The 20,910-nt window shown below is 65.1% G+C and carries 20 protein-coding genes and 1 tRNA gene; 17 read left to right on the plus strand and 4 right to left on the minus strand.

What is annotated here, in order from left to right; all coding sequences use genetic code 11:
- Positions 1-129: 129 nt before the first annotated feature.
- Positions 130-1,461, plus strand: a complete 1,332-nt coding sequence (locus APZ15_RS11120; RefSeq protein WP_027787716.1) for a YihY family inner membrane protein — start codon at positions 130-132, stop codon at positions 1,459-1,461.
- A 16-nt stretch (positions 1,462-1,477) separates the two neighbouring features.
- Here APZ15_RS11120 and APZ15_RS11125 read toward each other — a convergent pair whose 3' ends face one another.
- Positions 1,478-1,795, minus strand: coding sequence for an Mpo1-like protein (locus APZ15_RS11125; protein WP_021160807.1), 318 nt, complete (start codon positions 1,793-1,795; stop codon positions 1,478-1,480).
- A gap of 159 nt (positions 1,796-1,954) precedes the next feature.
- Here APZ15_RS11125 and APZ15_RS11130 point away from each other — a divergent pair, with 159 nt between their 5' ends.
- The 3 genes from APZ15_RS11130 (at position 1,955) to aroC (ending at position 5,824) form a co-directional block, all read left to right on the plus strand.
- On the plus strand, positions 1,955-2,410 hold the full coding sequence (locus APZ15_RS11130) for a CBS domain-containing protein (protein WP_006755543.1): 456 nt from the start codon (positions 1,955-1,957) through the stop codon (positions 2,408-2,410).
- A gap of 139 nt (positions 2,411-2,549) precedes the next feature.
- Positions 2,550-4,484 (plus strand): MFS transporter, encoded by a 1,935-nt coding sequence (locus tag APZ15_RS11135; RefSeq protein ID WP_027787715.1) that lies wholly within the window; start codon positions 2,550-2,552, stop codon positions 4,482-4,484.
- Positions 4,485-4,723: 239 nt separating this feature from the next.
- A complete protein-coding gene (gene aroC, locus APZ15_RS11140) occupies positions 4,724-5,824 on the plus strand; it encodes a chorismate synthase (RefSeq protein ID WP_027787714.1) in 1,101 nt (366 codons plus the stop codon).
- Between the two features lie 135 nt (positions 5,825-5,959).
- Here aroC and APZ15_RS11145 read toward each other — a convergent pair whose 3' ends face one another.
- Entirely contained in the window at positions 5,960-7,633 is a 1,674-nt protein-coding gene (locus APZ15_RS11145; protein WP_027787713.1) for an electron transfer flavoprotein-ubiquinone oxidoreductase, read from the minus strand.
- Between the two features lie 178 nt (positions 7,634-7,811).
- Between APZ15_RS11145 and APZ15_RS11150 the strand changes: the two genes are divergently transcribed.
- A complete protein-coding gene (locus APZ15_RS11150; RefSeq protein ID WP_011351770.1) occupies positions 7,812-8,594 on the plus strand; it encodes an SDR family oxidoreductase in 783 nt (260 codons plus the stop codon).
- A 32-nt stretch (positions 8,595-8,626) separates the two neighbouring features.
- A complete protein-coding gene (locus tag APZ15_RS11155) occupies positions 8,627-9,067 on the plus strand; it encodes an acyl-CoA thioesterase (protein WP_027787712.1) in 441 nt (146 codons plus the stop codon).
- Positions 9,068-9,172: 105 nt separating this feature from the next.
- On the opposite strand, the gene APZ15_RS11160 is transcribed toward APZ15_RS11155, so the two are convergent.
- On the minus strand, positions 9,173-9,718 hold the full coding sequence (locus APZ15_RS11160; protein ID WP_027787711.1) for a LuxR C-terminal-related transcriptional regulator: 546 nt from the start codon (positions 9,716-9,718) through the stop codon (positions 9,173-9,175).
- Positions 9,719-9,940: 222 nt separating this feature from the next.
- Here APZ15_RS11160 and APZ15_RS11165 point away from each other — a divergent pair, with 222 nt between their 5' ends.
- Both APZ15_RS11165 and APZ15_RS11170 read left to right on the plus strand, forming a co-directional pair.
- Complete coding sequence (locus APZ15_RS11165) at positions 9,941-10,645, plus strand: CoA transferase subunit A (protein ID WP_021162428.1); 705 nt, start codon at positions 9,941-9,943, stop codon at positions 10,643-10,645.
- A gap of 1 nt (position 10,646) precedes the next feature.
- Entirely contained in the window at positions 10,647-11,288 is a 642-nt protein-coding gene (locus APZ15_RS11170) for a CoA transferase subunit B (RefSeq protein ID WP_027787710.1), read from the plus strand.
- A 79-nt stretch (positions 11,289-11,367) separates the two neighbouring features.
- On the opposite strand, the gene APZ15_RS11175 is transcribed toward APZ15_RS11170, so the two are convergent.
- Positions 11,368-12,300 carry a LysR family transcriptional regulator gene (locus APZ15_RS11175; RefSeq protein ID WP_027787709.1) on the minus strand — a complete coding sequence of 311 codons (933 nt, stop codon included), beginning with the start codon at positions 12,298-12,300 and terminating at the stop codon, positions 11,368-11,370.
- 92 nt (positions 12,301-12,392) lie between these two features.
- On the opposite strand from APZ15_RS11175, the gene APZ15_RS11180 reads away from it, so the two are divergent.
- The 9 genes from APZ15_RS11180 (at position 12,393) to rplT (ending at position 20,877) form a co-directional block, all read left to right on the plus strand.
- Positions 12,393-13,277 (plus strand): EamA family transporter, encoded by an 885-nt coding sequence (locus tag APZ15_RS11180; RefSeq protein WP_027787708.1) that lies wholly within the window; start codon positions 12,393-12,395, stop codon positions 13,275-13,277.
- Between the two features lie 296 nt (positions 13,278-13,573).
- Complete coding sequence (locus tag APZ15_RS11185) at positions 13,574-14,470, plus strand: alpha/beta fold hydrolase (RefSeq protein ID WP_027787707.1); 897 nt, start codon at positions 13,574-13,576, stop codon at positions 14,468-14,470.
- Positions 14,471-14,550: 80 nt separating this feature from the next.
- Positions 14,551-14,904 carry a RidA family protein gene (locus tag APZ15_RS11190; RefSeq protein WP_027787706.1) on the plus strand — a complete coding sequence of 118 codons (354 nt, stop codon included), beginning with the start codon at positions 14,551-14,553 and terminating at the stop codon, positions 14,902-14,904.
- Positions 14,905-14,948: 44 nt separating this feature from the next.
- Positions 14,949-17,183 (plus strand): RelA/SpoT family protein, encoded by a 2,235-nt coding sequence (locus APZ15_RS11195; protein WP_027787705.1) that lies wholly within the window; start codon positions 14,949-14,951, stop codon positions 17,181-17,183.
- Between the two features lie 87 nt (positions 17,184-17,270).
- Positions 17,271-17,347: transfer RNA gene (locus APZ15_RS11200), tRNA-Val, on the plus strand.
- A 271-nt stretch (positions 17,348-17,618) separates the two neighbouring features.
- A complete protein-coding gene (gene thrS / locus APZ15_RS11205) occupies positions 17,619-19,526 on the plus strand; it encodes a threonine--tRNA ligase (protein ID WP_027787704.1) in 1,908 nt (635 codons plus the stop codon).
- 49 nt (positions 19,527-19,575) lie between these two features.
- On the plus strand, positions 19,576-20,100 hold the full coding sequence (infC, locus tag APZ15_RS11210) for a translation initiation factor IF-3 (RefSeq protein WP_071734130.1): 525 nt from the start codon (positions 19,576-19,578) through the stop codon (positions 20,098-20,100).
- A gap of 189 nt (positions 20,101-20,289) precedes the next feature.
- Positions 20,290-20,487, plus strand: a complete 198-nt coding sequence (gene rpmI, locus APZ15_RS11215; RefSeq protein ID WP_004191477.1) for a 50S ribosomal protein L35 — start codon at positions 20,290-20,292, stop codon at positions 20,485-20,487.
- A 30-nt stretch (positions 20,488-20,517) separates the two neighbouring features.
- On the plus strand, positions 20,518-20,877 hold the full coding sequence (gene rplT / locus APZ15_RS11220) for a 50S ribosomal protein L20 (protein ID WP_004192938.1): 360 nt from the start codon (positions 20,518-20,520) through the stop codon (positions 20,875-20,877).
- Positions 20,878-20,910 lie beyond the last annotated feature (33 nt).

Here is a 20,910-nt window from a genome sequence, read left to right on the forward strand (position 1 = left end):
TGCGGCCGCGCGCGTGCCCGGTGCAGTCGGCCCCTGCTGGAATCGAGCGGCTATTATAGGGGCTGAAGCCGTCGCGCAGCGCGGCGGCGGCGCGCCGTCGGGCGCGCGGTATCAAGAAGGAGAAGCCGTTTGCCGAAGTTGAGCGTCGATCTCGACACCCTCAAGCGCCTGGCGCAGTTCGCGGCCCGGCGCAGCGCCGAGGATCGCATCCCGCAAGTGGCGGGCAGCCTGACGTTCACGACGATGCTGGCCCTCGTGCCGCTCGTGACGGTCGCGTTCGCGCTGTTCACCGCGTTCCCGATGTTCGCGTCGTTCCAGATCTCGCTGCAGGGATTCCTCGCGGATCACCTGATGCCCGCGCAGTTCAACGTCCAGATATTCAAGTACCTGAACCAGTTCGCTTCGAAGGCCAAGGGGCTGACGACGGCCGGCCTGATCGTGCTCGTCGTCACGTCGGTGATGACGATGATGACGATCGAGTCGGCGTTCAACCTGATCTGGCGGGTACGCAAGCCGCGACCGTTCGCGCAGCGCGTGCTCGCGTACTGGGCGCTGATCACGCTGGGCCCGCTGTTGTTCGGTGTGAGCCTGTCGATCTCGTCGTACCTGTTCACGCAGTCGCTCGCGTTTACCGGCGCGGGGCCGTCCACGTCGATCGTCGAGTGGCTGCTGGCGCTCGTGTCGCTGCCGCTGGCGGTGCTCGCGTTCACGCTGCTGTACGTGTACCTGCCGAACTGCACGGTCGCGTGGCGCGATGCGGTGATCGGCGGGCTGTTCGCGGCAATTGCGTTCGAGCTGGCGAAACGCGGTTTCGGCTACTACGTGCGGCGCATTCCGACCTATACGGCCGTATACGGTGCGTTCGCGGCGTTGCCCGTGTTCCTGTTATGGGTGTACCTGAGCTGGTTCATCGCGCTGCTCGGCGCGATGGTGGCCTCCGCGCTGCCGGCGATCCGCGTCGGCCAGTTCCACCGCATCCACTATCCGGGCAGCGACCTGCTCGACGCACTGGAAATGCTCGCGCGGCTGGCCGAAGCGCGCACGGCCGGCAAGCGCGGCTACACGGCGATGCGGCTCGCGACCATGCTGCGCTGCGACATGGAAACCGCGCAGCGCCTGCTGACGACGATGGAGGAGCGGGAATGGATCGCGCGGCTGGACGGCGGCGGCGAGACCACGCCGCGCTACATCCTGCTCGCGAACCCGGAGCAGCTGACGCTCGCGCAGTTGTTCGACGTGCTGGTGATCGACCGCACGGAGCTGACCTACCAGTTGCAGCGACGCCGCAGCCATGTCGATGGCGCGGCGCTGCTCGCGGTGCTGTCGAGCGATCGCTTCGACGTGTCGCTCGCGTCGCTGATCGCCGCGCACCGGCCGGCCGGCGCACAAGCGGCGGGTGTCCCGGGGCAGGCGCCGGGCGGCGTGTCCGACCCGCACGCGCGGCCGCCGCGGCCCGCGTGAGCGGGGTGCCTGGCCGTTACAGCGGGATCTTGCCGGTGCAGATGTCCTTGAACATCACCCAGTCTCCCATCAGGCTGTAGATCGGGTGCCGGAACGTGGCCGGGCGGTTCTTCTCGAAGAAGAAGTGTCCGACCCACGCGAACCCGTAGCCGCAGACGATCGCCGCCGGCAGCCACAGCCAGTCGCCGGTCGCGATCGCCATCGCGACGCAGCCGATCACGCCGAGCGAGCCGACGAAGTGCAGCCGCCGCGACGTCAGGTTCTGGTGTTCGTTCAGGTAATACGGGTAGAAATCAGCGAAGCTGGCGAATTGCTCCGTATGCGTATGCGCCATGGCCGTCTCCTCGGGCCGCTGTTCATGGGGCCATTGTGCTGCCGGCGGCCTGCTTCCGCAAGCGGGGCGGCGGCCCGCCGCACGGGCCCGCGCTTTCCTTTTGACAGGCTTTCCGATAGGATCGAAAGAGGTTTTGCATTCAAGCATGAGGGGACTACGATGCGCGTCAGCGATATTCTGAAAGTTAAGGGCAACACGCTGTTTACGGTGACGCCCGACAAGCCGCTGCGCGAAGCGGTCGACACGATGGCCGAGCACGACATCGGTTCGCTCGTCGTGATGGAGTACGGCGATCTCGTCGGGATGCTGACGTTCCGCGAGATCATCCTGCGCCTGCACGTGAACGGCGGCGCGATTGGCGACGTGCAGGTGCGCAAGGTGATGGACGAGCCGCTCACGTGCACGCCGGAAACGGACGTCAACGAAGTGCGCCGGATGATGCTCGAGCGCCATGCGCGCTATATGCCGGTGCTCGACAAGAAGGTGCTGATGGGCGTCATTTCGTTCTACGACGTCGCAAAGACGGTCGTCGAGGCGCAGAGCTTCGAGAACCGGATGCTGAAGGCGTACATCCGCGATTGGCCGGAATCGGAAGCCGAAGCGCACAAGTCGTGAACCACGCCGCGCCCGTCGCCGTCATGCGCGGGCGCCGCCACCCGGCACGCGGCGGCGCAGGCTTGTCCTGCGCCGCCGTTTTTTCAATGACCACACAAGGCCCGCGCAGCGTCGCCCAGACGGCGCGCGCGTATTCCGCATGAGCGATCAAACGCAAGCCACTTCCAGGCGGCGCGACGAACGGCACGCGCACGCGTCGCAGTTCGACCTGCTGCGCGAGCGCCGTTTCGCGCCGTTCTTCACGACCCAGTTCCTCGGTGCGCTGAACGACAACGTCTTCAAGATCGGCTTCACGTCGCTCGTCACCTATCACACCGCGCGGTTCGCCGGTGTCGATGCGAAGACGGCGGCCTTCCTGATTTCCGCGATCTTCATCCTGCCGTTCGTGCTGTTCTCGGCGACGTCCGGCCAGATCGCCGACAAGTACGACAAGGCGACCCTCACGCGTTTCGTGAAGACCTTCGAGATCGTGCTGATGCTGGTCGGCGCGGCCGGCTTCGTCATGCACAGCGCGCCGCTGCTGTATCTGTGCACGTTCATGATGGGGATGCACTCGACGCTGTTCGGGCCCGTCAAGTATTCGTACCTGCCGCAGCATCTCGGCGAGCATGAGCTGGTCGGCGGCAACGGCCTCGTCGAGATGGGCACGTTCATCGCGATCCTGATCGGCACGATCATCGGCGGCGCGGCCGCGGGCATCGAAGGTGCCGGCGAGCGCGTGCTCGCGGTGAGCGTGCTCGTCATCGCGATCGCGGGGCGCCTCGTCGCGCAGCGCGTGCCTTCCACGCCGGCGCCGCAGCCCGATCTCGTGATCAACTGGAATCCGGTCAGCGAGACCTGGCGCAACCTCGGGCTCGCACGCCAGAACCGCACCGTGTTCCTGAGCCTGCTCGGCATCTCGTGGCTGTGGTTCGTCGGCGCGACGTTCCTCACGTCGTTCTTCAATTTCGCGAAGGACGTGCTGTCGGCGAGCCCCGACGTCGTCACGATCCTGCTCGCGACGTTCTCGGTCGGTATCGGCCTCGGTTCGCTGCTGTGCGAACGGCTGTCGCAGCGGCGCGTCGAGATCGGCCTTGTGCCGCTCGGCTCGATCGGCATCAGCGTGTTCGCGATCGAGCTGTATTTCGCGAGCCGCGCGCTGCCGTCGCCCGGCCATCTGCTGTCGGTCGGCGAATTCCTGGCCGGCGTGCGCCACTGGCGCATCCTGGCGGACCTGTTCCTGCTCGCGATGTTCGGCGGCTTCTACAGCGTGCCGCTGTACGCGCTGATCCAGAGCCGCAGCGCGCCGACGCACCGCGCGCGGATCATCGCCGCGAACAACATCCTGAACGCGCTGTTCATGATCCTGTCGGCCGTGATGGCGATGGGGCTGACCAAGGCCGGCGTCGACATCCCGGGGCTGTTCCTCGTCACCGCGCTGTTGAACGTGATCGTCGCGGCCTATATCTATCTGCTCGTGCCGGAGTTCCTGCTCCGCTTCGTCGCGTGGGTGCTCGTCCACACGTTCTACCGGATTCGTCTCGTGCACGCGGAGCGGATTCCGGCGGAAGGCGCGGCCGTGCTCGTGTGCAACCACGTCAGCTACGTCGATGCGCTCGTGCTGGCCGCCGCGAGCCCGCGCCCGATCCGTTTCGTGATGGATCACCGGATCTTCAAGACGCGCTTCGCGAGCTGGGTATTCCGGCATGCGAAGGCGATCCCGATCGCGCCGCGCCACGAGGATCCCGCGATGCTCGCGCGCGCGTACGACGCATGTGAGGCCGCGCTGAAGGACGGCGAACTCGTGTGCATCTTCCCCGAGGGCAAGCTGACCAAGACGGGCGACATCAACACGTTCCATCACGGCATCACCGAGATCCTGGGCCGCACGCCGGCGCCGGTCATTCCGATGGCGCTGCGCGGGCTGTGGGGCAGCTATTTTTCGCGGCATTCCGATGCGCGGATGCCGCGACCCATCAAGCGCGGCGTGATGAGCCGGCTGACGCTGGCGGTCGGCGAGCCGGTCCCGGCGTCGGTCGCGACGCCCGAGTCGCTGCAGGCGGCGGTAACCGAACTGCGCGGCGCGCGGAAGTAGGCGGGCGCCTGTCCGGATGCGTTCGGCTGCAACCGGGCCGGACGGGCTTGCGCCGCACAAGCCGGGCCGCGCGCGCACGTTCCGCGCGTCCGGGCTGCCTTTCATGCGGCCTGCGGCCCGCGGGTGCGGGACGGCTGGCATAATAGCGGCTTACCTCTTTTCTCGACCGGCAAACGATCGATCTGCCTGCGGCCCGGGCAGCGCATCGGTTTGCTCATTTCTCTTTGGGCGGTTCCATCATGTCCGGCAATACCCTCGGCACGCTTTTCACTGTCACGACCTTCGGCGAATCGCACGGTCCCGCGATCGGTTGCGTGATCGACGGCTGCCCGCCGGGAATGGGGCTGACCGAAGCCGACATCCAGGTCGAACTCGATCGCCGCAAGCCGGGCACGTCGCGTCACGTGACGCAACGGCAGGAGGCTGACCAGGTCGAGATCCTGTCGGGCGTGTTCGAAGGCGTGACGACCGGTACGCCGATCGCACTGCTGATCCGCAACACCGACCAGCGCAGCAAGGACTACGGCAACATCGTCGAGACGTTCCGTCCCGGCCACGCCGACTACACCTACTGGCAGAAATACGGCATCCGCGACTACCGCGGCGGCGGCCGTTCGTCCGCGCGCCTGACCGCACCGATCGTCGGCGCGGGTGCGGTCGCGAAGAAGTGGCTGCGCGAGCGCTTCGGCGTCGAGGTGCGCGGCTACATGAGCGGCCTTGGCGAAATCGACGTGCCGTTCGTCGACTGGTCGCACGTGCACGAGAATCCGTTCTTCTCGCCGAATGCGGCGGTCGTGCCGGAGCTCGAGGCGTACATGGATGCGCTGCGCAAGGATGGCGATTCGATCGGCGCGCGCATCGACGTCGTCGCGTCGGGCGTGCCGGTCGGCTGGGGCGAGCCGGTGTTCGACCGTCTCGATGCGGATATCGCGAAGGCGATGATGAGCATCAACGCGGTGAAGGGCGTCGAGATCGGTGCGGGTTTCGACAGTATCGCGCAGCGCGGCTCGATGCACGGCGACGAGCTGACGCCGGGCGGTTTCGTCGGCAACCATGCGGGCGGCGTGCTCGGCGGGATTTCGACGGGGCAGGACATCACCGTGTCGATCGCGATCAAGCCGACGTCGAGCATCCGTACGCCGCGCCGTTCGATCACGAAGGCGGGCGACGAGGCGACGGTGGAAACGTTCGGCCGCCACGATCCGTGCGTCGGCATCCGCGCGACGCCGATCGCCGAGTCGATGCTCGCACTGGTGCTGATCGACCATGCGCTGCGCCATCGCGCGCAGTGCGGGGACGTCGAGACGTCGACGCCGAAAATCGCCGGTAGCGCGACCTGACACAAGCGGGCGGGGCGCGGCGCGCCTCGCGAACGCGCAGGGAATGCAAAACGGGGCGCTGCTTCAGGCAGCGCCCCGTTTCGTTTGTGGCGACCGGCAAAAACGCGCCGCTCGTGGCGGCGCGTCGTGGCCGGATTACATGTTCGGGTAATTCGGCCCGCCACCGCCTTCCGGCGTGACCCACACGATGTTCTGCGTCGGGTCCTTGATGTCGCAGGTCTTGCAGTGCACGCAGTTCTGCGCGTTGATCACCAGTCGATCGCTGCCGTCGTCGTTCTTCACGAACTCGTACACGGCCGCCGGGCAGAAACGTCCTTCCGGCCCCGCATACGTGCGCAGGTTCACGTTCACCGGCACGTTCGCACCCTTCAGCGTCAGGTGCGCCGGCTGGTTCTCTTCGTGGTTCGTGTTCGAGATGAACACCGACGACAGCCGGTCGAACGTCAGCTTGCCGTCCGGTTTCGGGTACTCGATCGGCTCGCACTGCGACGCCGGCTTCAGCATCTCGTGATCCGCGTGCTTGTGATGCAGCGTCCACGGCACGTTGCCGCCCATCACCTTCTGCTCGAGCCCGACCATCAGCGTACCGAGGTACAGCCCCTTGGCCATCCACTGCTTGAAGTTGCGCGCGCGGTACAGCTCCGTGTACAGCCACGATTGCTTGAACGCATCCGGGTACGCGTTGAGCTCGTCCGACTGGCGGCCCGCCTGCACCGCGTCGAACGCGGCGTCGGCCGCCAGCATGCCGGTTTTGATCGCCGCGTGGCTGCCCTTGATCCGCGACGCGTTCAGGAAGCCCGCGTCGTCGCCGATCAGCGCACCGCCCGGGAACACCGTCTTCGGCAGCGACAGCAGCCCGCCCGCCGTGATCGCGCGCGCGCCGTACGACACGCGCTTGCCGCCTTCCAGGAACGCGCGGATCGACGGGTGCGTCTTGTAGCGCTGGAATTCCTCGAACGGCGACAGGTACGGGTTCGTGTAGCCCAGGCCCACCACGAAGCCGACCACGACCTGGTTGTTGTCCATGTGATACAGGAACGAGCCGCCGTAGGTGTCCGACTTCAGCGGCCAGCCGGCCGTGTGGATCACGAGGCCCGGCTTGTGCTTGGCGGGATCGATTTCCCACAGCTCCTTGATGCCGATCCCGTACGCCTGCGGATCGGCGTTCGCGTCGAGCTTGAACTTCGCGATCAGCTGGCGGCCGAGGTGACCGCGGCAGCCTTCGGCGAACAGCGTGTACTTCGCGTGCAGTTCCATGCCGAGCTGGAAGTTCTCGGTCGGCTCGCCGTCCTTGCCCACGCCCATGTTGCCGGTGGCGACGCCTTTCACCGAGCCGTCGTCGTTGTAGAGAATCTCGGCGGCCGGGAAGCCGGGGAAGATCTCGACGCCCAGCGCTTCGGCCTGCTGGCCCAGCCAGCGCGTGACGTTGCCCAGCGAAATCACATAGTTGCCGTGGTTCTGGAAGTTGGCGGGCAGCGCCCAGTTCGGTGTGGTGACCGCGCTTTTCTCGGACAGGAACAGGAAGCGGTCTTCCGTCACCTCGACGTCGAGCGGCGCGCCGCGTTCCTTCCAGTCGGGGAACAGTTCGGTGATCGCGCGCGGGTCCATCACCGCACCCGACAGGATGTGCGCGCCGATCTCGGAACCTTTCTCGAGCACGCACACGCCGATCTCGGTGCCTTTCTCGGCGGCCAGCTGCTTGAGCCGGATCGCCGCCGACAGCCCGGCGGGGCCGCCGCCGACGATCACGACGTCGTATTCCATCGATTCGCGCGGGCCATATTGCTCGATGAGGCTTGCGGGGGTCATTGGCGTTCCTCTAACCGTTAGAATGCTTTTATTCGGGAGCGTATTGTCTGCGAAACGAAACGCTTGCCGCAACAGCATGCGGCTAGATTAGCACGATCGTTCTATTTTTGTGCTAGGGTAATGCCGCTCGGGCCGTGCTGCCCGTAGCGGCGAAACGACATCGAAAGGGGATGTGCAAATGGGTCGTTCGATCAATCTGGAAGGCAAGGTTGCGCTGGTCACGGGGGCGTCGAGCGGCCTGGGGCAGCGTTTTGCGCAGGTGCTGTCGCAGGCCGGTGCAAAGGTCGTGCTCGCGAGTCGTCGCGTCGAGCGCCTGAAGGAGTTGCGTGCCGAGATCGAGGCGGCGGGCGGCGCCGCGCACGTCGTGTCGCTCGACGTCACCGACGTCCAGAGCATCAAGGCGGCGGTCGCGCATGCGGAAACGGAGGCCGGCACGATCGACATCCTCGTGAACAATTCGGGTGTCTCGACGATGCAGAAGCTCGTCGACGTGACGCCGGCCGATTTCGAGTTCGTGTTCGACACCAACACGCGCGGCGCGTTTTTCGTCGCGCAGGAAGTCGCGAAGCGGATGATCATGCGCGCGAACGGCAGCGGCAACGGCAAGCCGCCGTGCCGGATCATCAATATCGCGTCGGTGGCCGGCCTGCGCGTGTTCCCGCAGATCGGGCTGTACGCGATGAGCAAGGCCGCAGTCGTGCAGATGACGCGCGCGATGGCGCTTGAGTGGGGGCGCCACGGGATCAACGTCAACGCGATCTGTCCGGGTTATATCGACACCGAAATCAATCATTACCTGTGGGAAACCGAGCAGGGCCAGAAGCTGCAGTCGATGCTGCCGCGCCGGCGCGTCGGCAAGCCGCAGGATCTCGACGGGCTGTTGTTGCTGCTCGCGGCCGACGAGTCGCAGTTCATCAATGGCTCGATTATCTCCGCCGACGACGGCTTCGGCCTCGCCTGAGCGGATGACATTCAGCAACACAGAAGACTGCAATGAGCGCAACAAGCGATTACTCCCCCGTATTTGAGATGTCGATGCCGATCCGCTGGGGCGACATGGACGCGTTCGGCCATGTGAACAACACGGTCTATTTCCGCTACATGGAGCAGGCGCGGATCTCGTGGTTCGAGGAGCTCGGCATCGCCGGCGGCAATGGCGAGGGGCAGGGGCCCGTCATCGTCACGGCGTCGATGGAATTCCTCAAGCAACTGCACTATCCGGGCGACGTGATCGCGAAGATGTCGGCCGCGAAACCCGGCCGGAGCAGCTTCGACACCGGTTTCGAGCTTACGCGCGCGGACGATCCGCAGCATGTCTATGCGCGCGGCAAGGCGCGCTGCGTGTGGGTCGACTACGCGCTCGGCAAGTCGGTACCGCTGCCCCAGTTGCTGCGCGACACGATCGAGCGCGCGCTCGCGACGAAGGTCGGCTGAGCGCCGGCACGGCGAGGCCGCCGCCCGGGCGCCGGCGGCACGCCATGCCTGCTGTTTCACGAATCGGCCGCCATGCGCGGCCGATTGTCATCCGGGAGCCGCCGTTCACTGCCCGAGCAGGCGCTGCAGCAGCTCCGGCGTATTGTTGGTGCCGTACTTGCGCATCAGACGCGCGCGGTAGATGTCGACCGTGCGCGAGCTGATGTCGAGCACGCGCCCGATCTGCTTGCTGGTCTTGCCGGTTGCGAGCTGGGCGGCGATCTCGCGCTCGCGCGGGGTCAGTTCGACGGCGACCCGGCGCGTCGCGCTCAAATCCTCGAAGGTCCAGACGCCTGCCGCGAGCGGTGCGGTGCGGTCGAGCGCGCGGCCGGTGACGTGGCACCAGAACAGCTCGCCGTCCGCTCGTTTCATGATTCTGTCGTCCGAGTAGATGCCGTTCGCGGCCATCATGCGCGCGATACGTTCGCCGATTCGCTGGAATTCGTCCGTCGACGGGTAGAGCACCTCGTACGATTTCCCGATCAGGTCGGCCCGCACGCAGCGGAAGATCGACGCGAGCGCGTCGTTGCAATCCTCGATCACGCGGTCGCGCGACAGGACGAGGCCGAGCGGCGCGAGGTGGAAGGCGGTCTGGTAATCGAGAGCGGGCATGGCGCAGGCAAGCGGAGGCAAACGCTTATGTATTTTTGCGTATTGTGCCGCATCCGCGCCGCATCGTACCCTTTCAGGCATCTCGTGGCGGTTTGCCGCGGTATAAAAACAGCGCGCCTCGACGCAGGCATCGCCGTGCATGCATAGAATGATGCGGCGGGCTTGCGGGCCACGTGGCGCGTGAACCGGTTTCGCTGGTTTCCATAGAGGAAGGGACAACAGATGAACAAAGTCTATCCAAGCGCGGCTGCCGCGCTGGAAGGGATCGTCCGTGACGGACAGACCTTCGCGGTGGGCGGCTTCGGCCTGTGCGGGATTCCGGAGGCGCTGATCGCGGCGTTGCGCGATTCGGCCGTCAAGGGCATCACCTGCATCAGCAACAACGCGGGCGTCGACGGTTTCGGCCTCGGCCTGTTGCTGGAAACGCGCCAGATCAAGAAGATGATCTCGTCGTACGTCGGGGAGAACAAGGAGTTCGAGCGCCAGTACCTGGCCGGCGAACTCGAACTCGAATTCACGCCGCAAGGCACGCTCGCCGAAAAGCTGCGTGCGGGCGGCGCGGGCATCCCGGCGTTCTTCACGAACACGGGCTACGGCACCGTGATCGCGGAAGGCAAGGAAACGCGCCAGTTCGGCGATCGCCACTACGTGCTCGAGCCGTCGCTGACGGCCGATGTCGCGCTCGTGAAGGCCTGGAAGGCCGACAAGTCGGGCAACCTGATCTATCGCCGCACCGCGCGCAACTTCAACCCGATGTGCGCGATGGCCGGCAAGATCACCGTCGCGGAGGTCGAGGAAATCGTCGAGAACGGCGAGCTCGATCCGGATCACATCCACACGCCGGGGATTTTCGTGCAGCGCATCGTGCTGAACGCGACGCCCGAAAAACGCATCGAACAACGCGTCGTACGCGCGAAAGGAGACTGACATGGCCTGGAATCGTGACCAGATGGCCGCGCGCGCGGCGAAGGAACTGCAGGACGGCTTCTACGTGAACCTCGGCATCGGCCTGCCGACGCTCGTCGCGAACCACGTGCCGGATGGTGTCGAGGTGTGGCTGCAGTCGGAGAACGGCCTGCTCGGCATCGGCCCGTCGCCGACCGAAGACGAAGTCGACGCCGATCTCATCAACGCCGGCAAGCAAACCGTCACGACGCTGCCGGGCTCGTCGATCTTCTCGTCGGCCGATTCGTTCGCGATGATCCGCGGCGGCCACATCAACCTCGCGATCCTCGGCGCGATGCAGGTCAGCAAGCAGGGTGACCTCGCGAACTGGATGATCCCCGGCAAGATGATCAAGGGGATGGGCGGCGCGATGGATCTCGTCGCCGGCGTGAAGCGTGTCGTCGTGCTGATGGAGCATGTCGCGAAGGGCGATCAGCACAAGATCCTCGAGGAATGCAACCTGCCGTTGACGGGTGTCGGTGTGGTCGACCTGATCATCACCGATCTCGGCGTGATCGAAGTGACGCCGTCCGGCCTGAAGGTCCTCGAGCTCGCCGATGGCGTGAGCGCCGACGAGATCCAGGCAAAGACGGGCGCGCCGCTCGACGTCAGCGCGGTCGCCTGAGTTTTCTTCATGTCGATTCGCCCCGCATGCCGTCAGGCATGCGGGGCGTTTATGTTTGCGGCATGCGCGCCCTGCCGCGTCAGACGGCGGTCTGCAACGATTCCACGCGCTGTTCGCCGGTGGGCGTGCCGTCGTCGGGCGAACCCAGCTGCAGCGCATGAAACAGGAAGCGTTGCAGCGTGACTGCCGCCGACGTGTGATCGCCGAGGTCCGCGCGGCTGAACAGCCCGAAATCCGCGGCGGGTGGCGCGGGCAACCCGGCTGCCAGCGGATCGAGTGCGCGCATCGTGTCGCGACGCACGTTCCAGTCGAGCAGTACCGCGACGCCGAGGCCTGCCTCGACCGCCGACTGGATCGCGGACAGGCTCGTGCTGGTGCAGATGACGCGCCACGCACGGCCGGCGTCGCGCAACATCGCGAACAGCTTTTCCTGCCACGGGCAGGTGCCGCCGAACGCAACGATCGGCACCGGTTCGTTGCGAGGGAGCCGGTTGGTGGTGGTTGCGGCGGCCCAGTGCAGCGGATGCTGCCATGTCGCGAGCGGCTCTCCCCGGATCAGCGCGGGGTCGCCGATCACGAAATCCAGTGCGTGGCTCGAGAGTCGCTGCGACAGGACGGGGCTCGTGTCGACGACGATCTCGAGCGCGACGTTCGGAAATGACGCTGCGAACTGTCGCAACGCGTGCGGCAGACGGCCGACGGCGATGTCCTCGAGGACACCGAGCCGTACGGTGCCCGAGATGTCGCCTGCGGCGAGCGCGGCGCGTGCGGCGAGCCCGACGCCGAGCAGCTGGTGTGCATAGGGCAGCAGCACGTTGCCCGCGGCCGTCGGCGTGACGCCGCGCGGCGAGCGTTCGAGCAGGCGCTGGCCGACTTCATCCTCGAGCCGTCGCAGCGCCATGCTGACGGCGGCCTGCGTGCGATGCAGCGCTGTTGCCGCCGTGCTGACGCTGCCGGTTTCGACCACGGTGACGAACGTGCGCAGCAGGGTGCTGTCGAGATCGCGGGTCATCAATATTCCTGATGCGGGCATAAGAATTATCAGCTTATATCAAGCATGCGGCCGCGGTTAGCATCGGCGTGTCACTAAACCGGAGCGGTTGCATGAGCGAGGAATCGAGTACGGTACGACCGGATGTCGCGCAGCGCGCGGCGTCACCTTTCACGAATGCGGTGGCGCCGCTGCTGGCCGTCGCGTCGATGTGCAGCGTGCAGCTCGGCGCGGCGCTGTCGAGGCCGGCGACGATCGAGTACGGCACCGTCAGCACGACCTGGCTGCGGCTCTGTTTCGCCGCGCTCGCGCTGGCCGTTGTCGTCCGGCCGCCGCTGCACACCTATTCCCGGCAGCGCTGGATCGCGGCCATCGCGCTCGGCACGGCGATGGCCGCAATGACGCTATGCTTCTTCGAAGCCGTGCGTCGCGTGCCGCTCGGGCTCGCGGTGGCGATCAACTTTCTCGGGCCGCTGGCGGTCGCCACGATCGGCGTGCGCAAGCCGGCGATGCTGGCATGGCCGGCACTTGCGCTGGTTGGCGTGCTGCTGCTGGCGCGGCAGGACGGCATGTGGGTGACGGCGCCGGCCGCGCTGGTCTTCCCGATCGGCTCTGCGCTTGGCTGGGCCGCCTATATCGTGTTGATGAAGCGTGTCGGCACGCTGTTCGACGGGCTGCAAGGGCTGTCCGCGTCGCTGTTCGTGGCCGCGCTCGTCACGACGCCGTTCGGGCTGGCGCAAAGCGGCGGCCACTTGCCGGCCGGCCAACTGATCGATGCCGCGTATCTGGCGGTGCTCGTCCCGCTGTTTCCGTACGTGCTCGAACTGATTGCGTTGCGACGGATGAGCGCATCGGCATTCGGCATCCTGATGAGCGCCGAGCCCGCGATCGCTGCGGGGATCGGTTATGTCGTGCTGGCGCAGCCGATGAGCACGCTGCAGGTCGCCGGCACGCTGTGCGTGGTCGGTGCGAGCATCGGCGCGGTCATGCAGAAATAGCCGCGCTTTCCCGGTCATGACGGGCCGGTGCGCGATGGTGCGCGATGGTGCGTTTGCGGCGCCGTCGCCGCGGCCGCAGGGGAGGCTGGATCGGTAGCCTGCTGAACACGGAACACCGCGCCCGATTCCGCACGGCCGCGTGACATTTCATTGGCGCTCGCACGAGCCGCAAGCCCGCAAGGGCGGTCACGCGACTCGTGATCCGGAACGGGTTTACAATCGATCGCATCCCCCGGCTGCCCTGGCGGGCCGGGCCCACATGCCATCGCGCCGCACCGTTCGGCAGGACGCCTCCGATGCCCACTTCCCCCGTGAACTCCCCGATTCCCCGTCAGCGGCGCGTGCAGTGTGCGAGCGCGGCCGGCCTTCACCACGTCGCCTATACCGAGTGGGGCGAGCCCGCGAACCCGCGCGTGCTGGTTTGCGTGCACGGCCTGACCCGTTCCGGGCGCGATTTCGACCGGCTCGCCACGGCGCTGTCCGATACGTATCGCGTCGTCTGCCCCGACATCGTCGGGCGCGGCCAATCGGACTGGCTGGCCGATCCGCGGCTCTATGCGATTCCGCAATACGTGGCCGACATGGTGACGCTGATCGCGCGACTCGACGTCGAATCGGTCGACTGGTTCGGCACGTCGATGGGCGGCCTGATCGGCATGGCGTTCGCGGGGCTGCCCGGTTCGCCGCTGCGCCGGATGATCGTCAACGACGTCGGCCCGCGCATCGAACCCGATTCGCTGACGCGCATCGGCGAATATCTCGGCGTGCAGCCGCGCTTTGCGACCGAGCAGGAGGGCATCGACTATTTGACGTCGCTGTCGCTGCCGTTCGGTGCGCTGAGCGCCGACGAGTGGCGCGAGATCAACGGGCCGCTGTTGCGCGAACTGCCCGAAGGTGGCTGGACGGTCCGCTACGATCCGCGCATCGCCGAGCCGTTCAAGGCAACCACGCCCGAGTTGGCCGCACTCGGCGAGGCCGCGCTGTGGCACGCCATCGAGACGACGGATGCATCGCTGCTCGTCGTGCGGGGCGAGACGTCCGACCTGCTGTCGCGCGAGACGGTGGCCGACATGGTGCGTCGTGGCCGACATGTCACGCACGCCGAGATTCCAGGGGCGGGCCATGCGCCGGCGTTCATCGACGCAGGCCAGATTGCGCTCGCGCGGCGGTTTTTCGTCGAAGGCAGCGCATAAACGCGTCATAATATGCGGTTCGACGGCACGCGGGCCGTGCCGTCACCCGAATCTCCATCCACTCACGACCGGAACATTCCATGGCAGTCATTCGTCACCACGTCGGGGCCCGACTCTCCGAAACCGCGATCCACAACGGTACCGTGTATCTGGCCGGCCAGATCGCCGAAGACACCACGCAGGACATCAAGGGCCAGACGCGCGAAGTGCTCGGCCACATCGACCGCCTGCTCGCCGAAGCGAACAGCGACAAGGCGCATCTGCTGTCGGTGCAGATCTACATTTCCGATCTGGCGAATTTCGACGGCATGAATGCGGAGTGGGATGCATGGGTCGCGCAGAGCAACACGCCGCCGCGCGCCACCGTCGAGGCGAAGCTCGCGGATCCGGCGTTGCTCGTCGAGATCGTGGTGGTCGCCGCACAGCGGAGCTGAACCGGACGTAACCCGACGATGATCGCATTCCGCCAGGCCAAGCAATGACCGAGTCCGTTTCCGCTTCCCCCGTCGCGGCACCGTCGTTCGACGACGTGCTCGCGTTCGTGCGCGAACGGGCCGGCGACGCGCGCCTGTCGTCGGGCGAACTGCTCGCCGATCACTCGGCGGGCACGGCGTCGATCATGCGCACGCTGAACGTCGATCCGCCCGCGATGCAGGCGGCCGCACTATTCGTGCTGACGCCGCACCTGAGCGACCCCGAGCGCGAACTCACCGAGCGTTTCGGCGACGAAGTGGCGCGGCTCGTGTCCGACGTGCGCAAGCTGTTGCGGCTCGGTACCGTCAGCCTGCGTGCCGCGCAGAACGCGGTGCCCGATGCGGGGCGCGACACGGCGGAAGAGCGGCGTACGCAGATCGAGGCGCTGCGCAAGATGCTGCTCGCGTTCGCGCAAGACATCCGCGTGGTGTTGATCCGGCTCGCGTCGCGCCTGCAGTCGCTGCGCTACTACGCGGCCGCGAAGATCGAACCGCCGCCCGACGTCGCGCGCGAGACGCTCGAGATCTATGCGCCGCTCGCGAACCGTCTCGGTATCTGGCAACTGAAGTGGGAGCTCGAGGATCTCGCGTTCCGCTTCGAGGATCCCGTCACCTACAAGCGGATCGCGAAGCTGCTCGACGAGAAGCGCATCGAGCGCGAAGCGTACGTCACGCAGGCGATCGACCGGTTGCAGCAGGAGCTGGCGGACGCGCACATCCAGGCCGATGTGAGCGGCCGGCCGAAGCATATCTACAGCATCTGGCGCAAGATGCGCGGCAAGGAGCTCGATTTCTCCGAGCTGTACGACGTGCGCGCGTTTCGCGTGATCGTGCCGGACATCAAGGATTGCTACGCGGTGCTCGGCATCGTGCATCACCTGTGGCAGCCGGTGCCGAAGGAATTCGACGACTACATCTCGCGGCCGAAGCCGAACGGCTACAAGTCGCTGCATACGGTCGTGATCGGCGATGACGGCCGCGCGTTCGAGGTGCAGATCCGCACGCAGGAGATGCACCGTTTCGCCGAGTACGGCGTCGCCGCGCACTGGCGCTACAAGGAGGCCGGCGCGCGCGGCTACGGCGGCCAGTTCTCGGCGAGCGACAAATACGACGAGAAGATCGCATGGCTGCGGCAGCTGCTCGCGTGGAAGGATGACGTCGAGGACGGCGCGGAAAAGTCGGGCGACAAGGCGTGGGCCCAATTGCGAGAGACGTCGCTCGACGACGACCACATCTACGTGCTGACGCCGCAGGCGCGTGTGATCGCGTTGCCGCAGGGCGCGACGCCGGTCGATTTCGCGTACCACCTGCACAGCGAGCTTGGCCATCGGTGCCGCGGCGCGCGCGTCGACGGCGCGATGGTGCCGCTCAACACGCCGCTCGCAAACGGCCAGACGGTCGAGATCGTCGCGGTGAAGGAGGGCGGGCCGTCGCGCGACTGGCTGAACCTGCAGCTCGGTTACATGAAGAGCCCGCGTGCGCGTCAGAAGGTGCGTGCATGGTTCAACTCGATCGAGCAGGAAGAAAACATCTCGCATGGCCGCGCGCTCGTCGAAAAGACGCTGCAGCGCGAGGGCAAGACATCGGTCAACCTGGATAATCTCGCCGCGAAGCTCGGCTTCAAGTCGCCCGAGGAGCTGTTCTCGGTCGTTGGCAAGGAAGAGTTCAGCCTGCGCAATGTCGAGCACGCGCTGTCCGATGCGCCGCCGCCGGAGCCGGCGCCCGAAGCGCCCGCCGATTTCGAGAAACGCAGCAGCGGCGCGAGCGTGGCGCACGGCGCGTCGACCGGCGTGCTGGTCGTGGGCGTCGACGCGCTGCTGACCCAGCTCGCGCGCTGCTGCCGTCCGGCGCCGCCTGATCCGATCAGCGGTTTCGTCACGCGCGGCAAGGGGATGTCGATCCACCGCACCGATTGCCCGACGTTCCGCCGGATGGTCGAGCGCGCGCCGGAGCGCGTGCTGCAGACGACCTGGTCGGCCGACGTACTCGGCGGGCGCGGTGCGTCCGTCTATCCGGTCGATCTGATGATCGAGGCAAGCGATCGGCAAGGGTTGCTGCGCGATATCTCCGAAGTGTTCGCGCGCGAGAAGATGAACGTGGTCGGTGTGAAGACGCAGAGTCGCCGCAATGCGGCATTCATGCAGTTCACGGTCGAGGTGTCCAACTCGGCGCAGGTGCAGCGCGCGTGCACGCTGCTCGGCGAGGTGCAAGGTGTCGTGAGGGCGGGGCGGAAGGCATGATATGGGGTTGGAGCCCCGTTATTTTGCTGCGACCGCATAAAAACACTTGCCAAGCCGGTAACGGCTCCATATAATCTTAGCTTCTTTAGGCTCGTAGCTCAGCTGGTTAGAGCACCACCTTGACATGGTGGGGGTCGTTGGTTCGAGTCCAATCGAGCCTACCAACGAATTGAGAATGCCCGGTCTCCGGGTGTTCGATGCAGTAAATAACTCAACGCGAACAAGGCGAATACGGTTATGACACCGCGAACGTTGACCGAAACCTTTTCGGAGCGACGCTAGTCGAGGAACCCTTTCGCCCTTTCAGTCTGAGTGAAGTATCGAATGCGGCCCCTCGAAAGCGGGGCCGCATTTTTTTTGTCGCGAAATTTTCCCGCGCGATTTTCATGTCGCGTACCTGGTCTGCCGCCCACTGTCGGCATCACGGAGATTGCTATGGTTTCGATACGCTTGCCTGACGGCTCAGTTCGACAATACGAGCATCCGGTGACAGTTGCCGAGGTTGCAGCCTCGATCGGTCCCGGCCTTGCGAAGGCTGCGCTTGGTGGCAAGCTCGATGGCGAGCTCGTCGATACGTCGGCCGTGATCGACCGCGACGCGTCGCTCGCGATCGTGACCGACAAGGATGCCGATGGCCTCGACATCATTCGCCACTCGACGGCGCACTTGCTCGCATACGCGGTGAAGGAACTGTATCCGGACGCGCAGGTGACGATCGGCCCGGTGATCGACAACGGCTTCTATTACGACTTCTCGTACAACCGTCCGTTTACGCCTGAAGATCTGGAGAAGATCGAAAAGCGCATGCAGGAGCTCGCGAAGAAGGACGAGCCCGTGACGCGCCGTGTCGTGTCGCGCGACGAAGCGGCGGGCTACTTCCGCAGCATCGGCGAGAAGTACAAGGCCGAGATCATCGAATCGATTCCGCAGAGCGACGAAATCAAGCTGTATTCGCACGGCGGCTTTACCGATCTGTGCCGTGGCCCGCACGTACCGTCGACGGGCAAGCTGAAGGTCTTCAAGCTGATGAAGGTCGCGGGCGCGTACTGGCGCGGCGATTCGAAGAACGAGCAGCTGCAGCGCATCTACGGCACGGCCTGGACGAAGAAGGAAGACCAGGACCAGTACCTGCACATGCTCGAGGAAGCGGAAAAGCGTGACCACCGCAAGCTCGGCAAGCAGCTCGACCTGTTCCACATGCAGGAAGAATCGCCGGGCATGGTGTTCTGGCATCCGAAGGGCTGGGCGCTGTGGCAGCAGGTCGAGCAATACATGCGCCGCCGGGTGAACGAAGCCGGCTACCTCGAGATCAAGACGCCGATGATCATGGACCGCTCGCTGTGGGAGGCGTCGGGCCATTGGCAGAACTACCGCGAGAACATGTTCACGACGGAGTCGGAGAAGCGCGACTACGCGATCAAGCCGATGAACTGCCCGGGTCACGTCCAGGTGTTCAAGCACGGCTTGCGCTCGTATCGCGACCTGCCGCTGCGCTATGCGGAATTCGGTTCGTGCCACCGCAACGAGGCATCGGGCGCGCTGCACGGCCTGATGCGCGTGCGCGGCTTCGTGCAGGACGATGCGCACATCTTCTGTACGGAAGACCAGTTCATCTCGGAATCGATCGCGTTCAATACGCTGGCGATGAGCGTGTACAAGGACTTCGGTTTCGATCACATCGACATCAAGCTGTCGCTGCGCCCGGATCAGCGTGCGGGCACGGACGAGACGTGGGATCGTGCCGAGCAGGGCCTGCGCGACGCACTGACCGCCTGCGGTCTGACGTGGGAAGAATTGCCGGGTGAAGGCGCGTTCTACGGTCCGAAGATCGAGTACCACATCAAGGATGCGCTCGGCCGTTCGTGGCAGTGCGGTACGCTGCAGCTCGACATGGTGCTGCCGGAACGCCTCGGCGCCGAGTATGTTGCCGACGACAGCAGCCGTCGCCGGCCGGTGATGTTGCACCGTGCGATCGTCGGTTCGATGGAGCGTTTCCTCGGCATTTTGATCGAGCACCACGCTGGTGCAATGCCTGCCTGGCTCGCGCCGTTCCAGGCAGTTGTGCTCAATATTGCCGAAAGTCAGGCCGAATATGCGCAATCTCTGGCCCAATCGTTGCAAAAACAAGGGGTTAGAGTGACGGCCGATTTGCGCAATGAGAAGATTAGCTATAAAATACGCGAGCACACGCTGGAAAAGGTGCCTTATCTCCTCGTCGTGGGTGATAAGGAGCGTGATGCGCAAACGGTAGCCGTGCGTGCCCGTGGCGGCGTCGATCTTGGCGTGATGCCGGTCGAAGCCTTCGTTGAGCGTCTGCAGGAAGACCTGCGCTCGTTCAAGTAACCGCCCTGGCAGCGCGGCTCGTTTTTTTAATTTTTAGAGGAAACGTAACATCGCTACTGATAAGTCGTCGCATCGCATCAACGGTGAAATCACTGCGCCGGAAGTGCGTCTGGTCGGGATCGAGAACGAACCGCTCGGTATCGTAAAACTCGCTGATGCTTTCCGTAAATCGGAAGAACTGGATGTTGACCTGGTGGAAATCGCGCCGCAAGCGGTTCCCCCGGTTTGCCGTCTGATGGATTACGGCAAGTTCAAGTACCAGGAATCGAAGAAGCAGCACGAAGCGAAGCTGAAGCAGAAGGTCATCCAGGTCAAGGAAGTCAAGTTCCGCCCGGGTACCGATGACGGGGATTACAACGTCAAGCTCCGCAATCTCGTGCGCTTCCTCGAAGAAGGCGACAAGACGAAGATCACGTTGCGTTTCCGCGGTCGCGAAATGGCTCACCAGGAAATCGGTATGCGGATGCTTGAGCGTCTGCGCACGGATCTCGAGGAAGTCGGCCAGGTCGAGCAGATGCCGAAGATGGAAGGGCGCCAGATGATCATGGTGCTCTCGCCGAAGAAAAAGAAGTAACGGGCCCGCGCGCTTCGCGCGCAGGTTCGCAGTGGTTCGGCGCGTTGCCCGGTCAGGGCAACGTGCCAGCAATGACGGCGGCTGCGCAAGCGGTTCGCCGTACACAAGTGGACTGGGTTTCGAAGGGCGGGTCAAGGGCGCAAGCCAACCGCACACCCATCGCCATCTAATAAACTGGAGTTGTTCGTCATGCCTAAGATGAAGACCAAGAAGAGCGCTGCAAAGCGCTTCGTGGTGCGTCCGGGCGGTACCGTCAAGCGCGGTCAAGCCTTCAAGCGTCACATCCTGACCAAGAAAACCACGAAGAACAAGCGCCACCTGCGCGGCGCAACGGCAGTTCATGATTCCGATCTGAACTCCGTCCGCGCGATGCTGCCGTTCGCGTAACCCCTCAATCGATACTCTAAGGAGAGAAACATGCCTCGAGTCAAACGTGGGGTAACCGCACGGGCCCGCCACAAGAAGATCATCAACCTGGCCAAGGGTTATCGCGGTCGCCGCAATAACGTCTACCGCATCGCCAAGCAGGCGGTGATGCGCGCTGGTCAGTACGCATATCGCGATCGTCGCAACAAGAAGCGTGTGTTCCGCGCACTGTGGATTACGCGTATCAACGCGGCGGTTCGTCAGCACGACATGACCTACAGCGTGTTCATCAATGGCCTGAAGAAGGCGTCGATCGAACTCGACCGTAAGGTGCTGGCTGACATGGCGGTGTTCGACAAGGCTGCTTTTGCTGCGATCGTCAAGCAGGTGAAAGCCGCCGTTGCAGCCTAATTGCGAAATTAGCACTGCGTGGTTAGTTGCAGC

This window comes from Burkholderia cepacia ATCC 25416 (genome assembly GCF_001411495.1).
Taxonomy (GTDB): domain Bacteria; phylum Pseudomonadota; class Gammaproteobacteria; order Burkholderiales; family Burkholderiaceae; genus Burkholderia; species Burkholderia cepacia.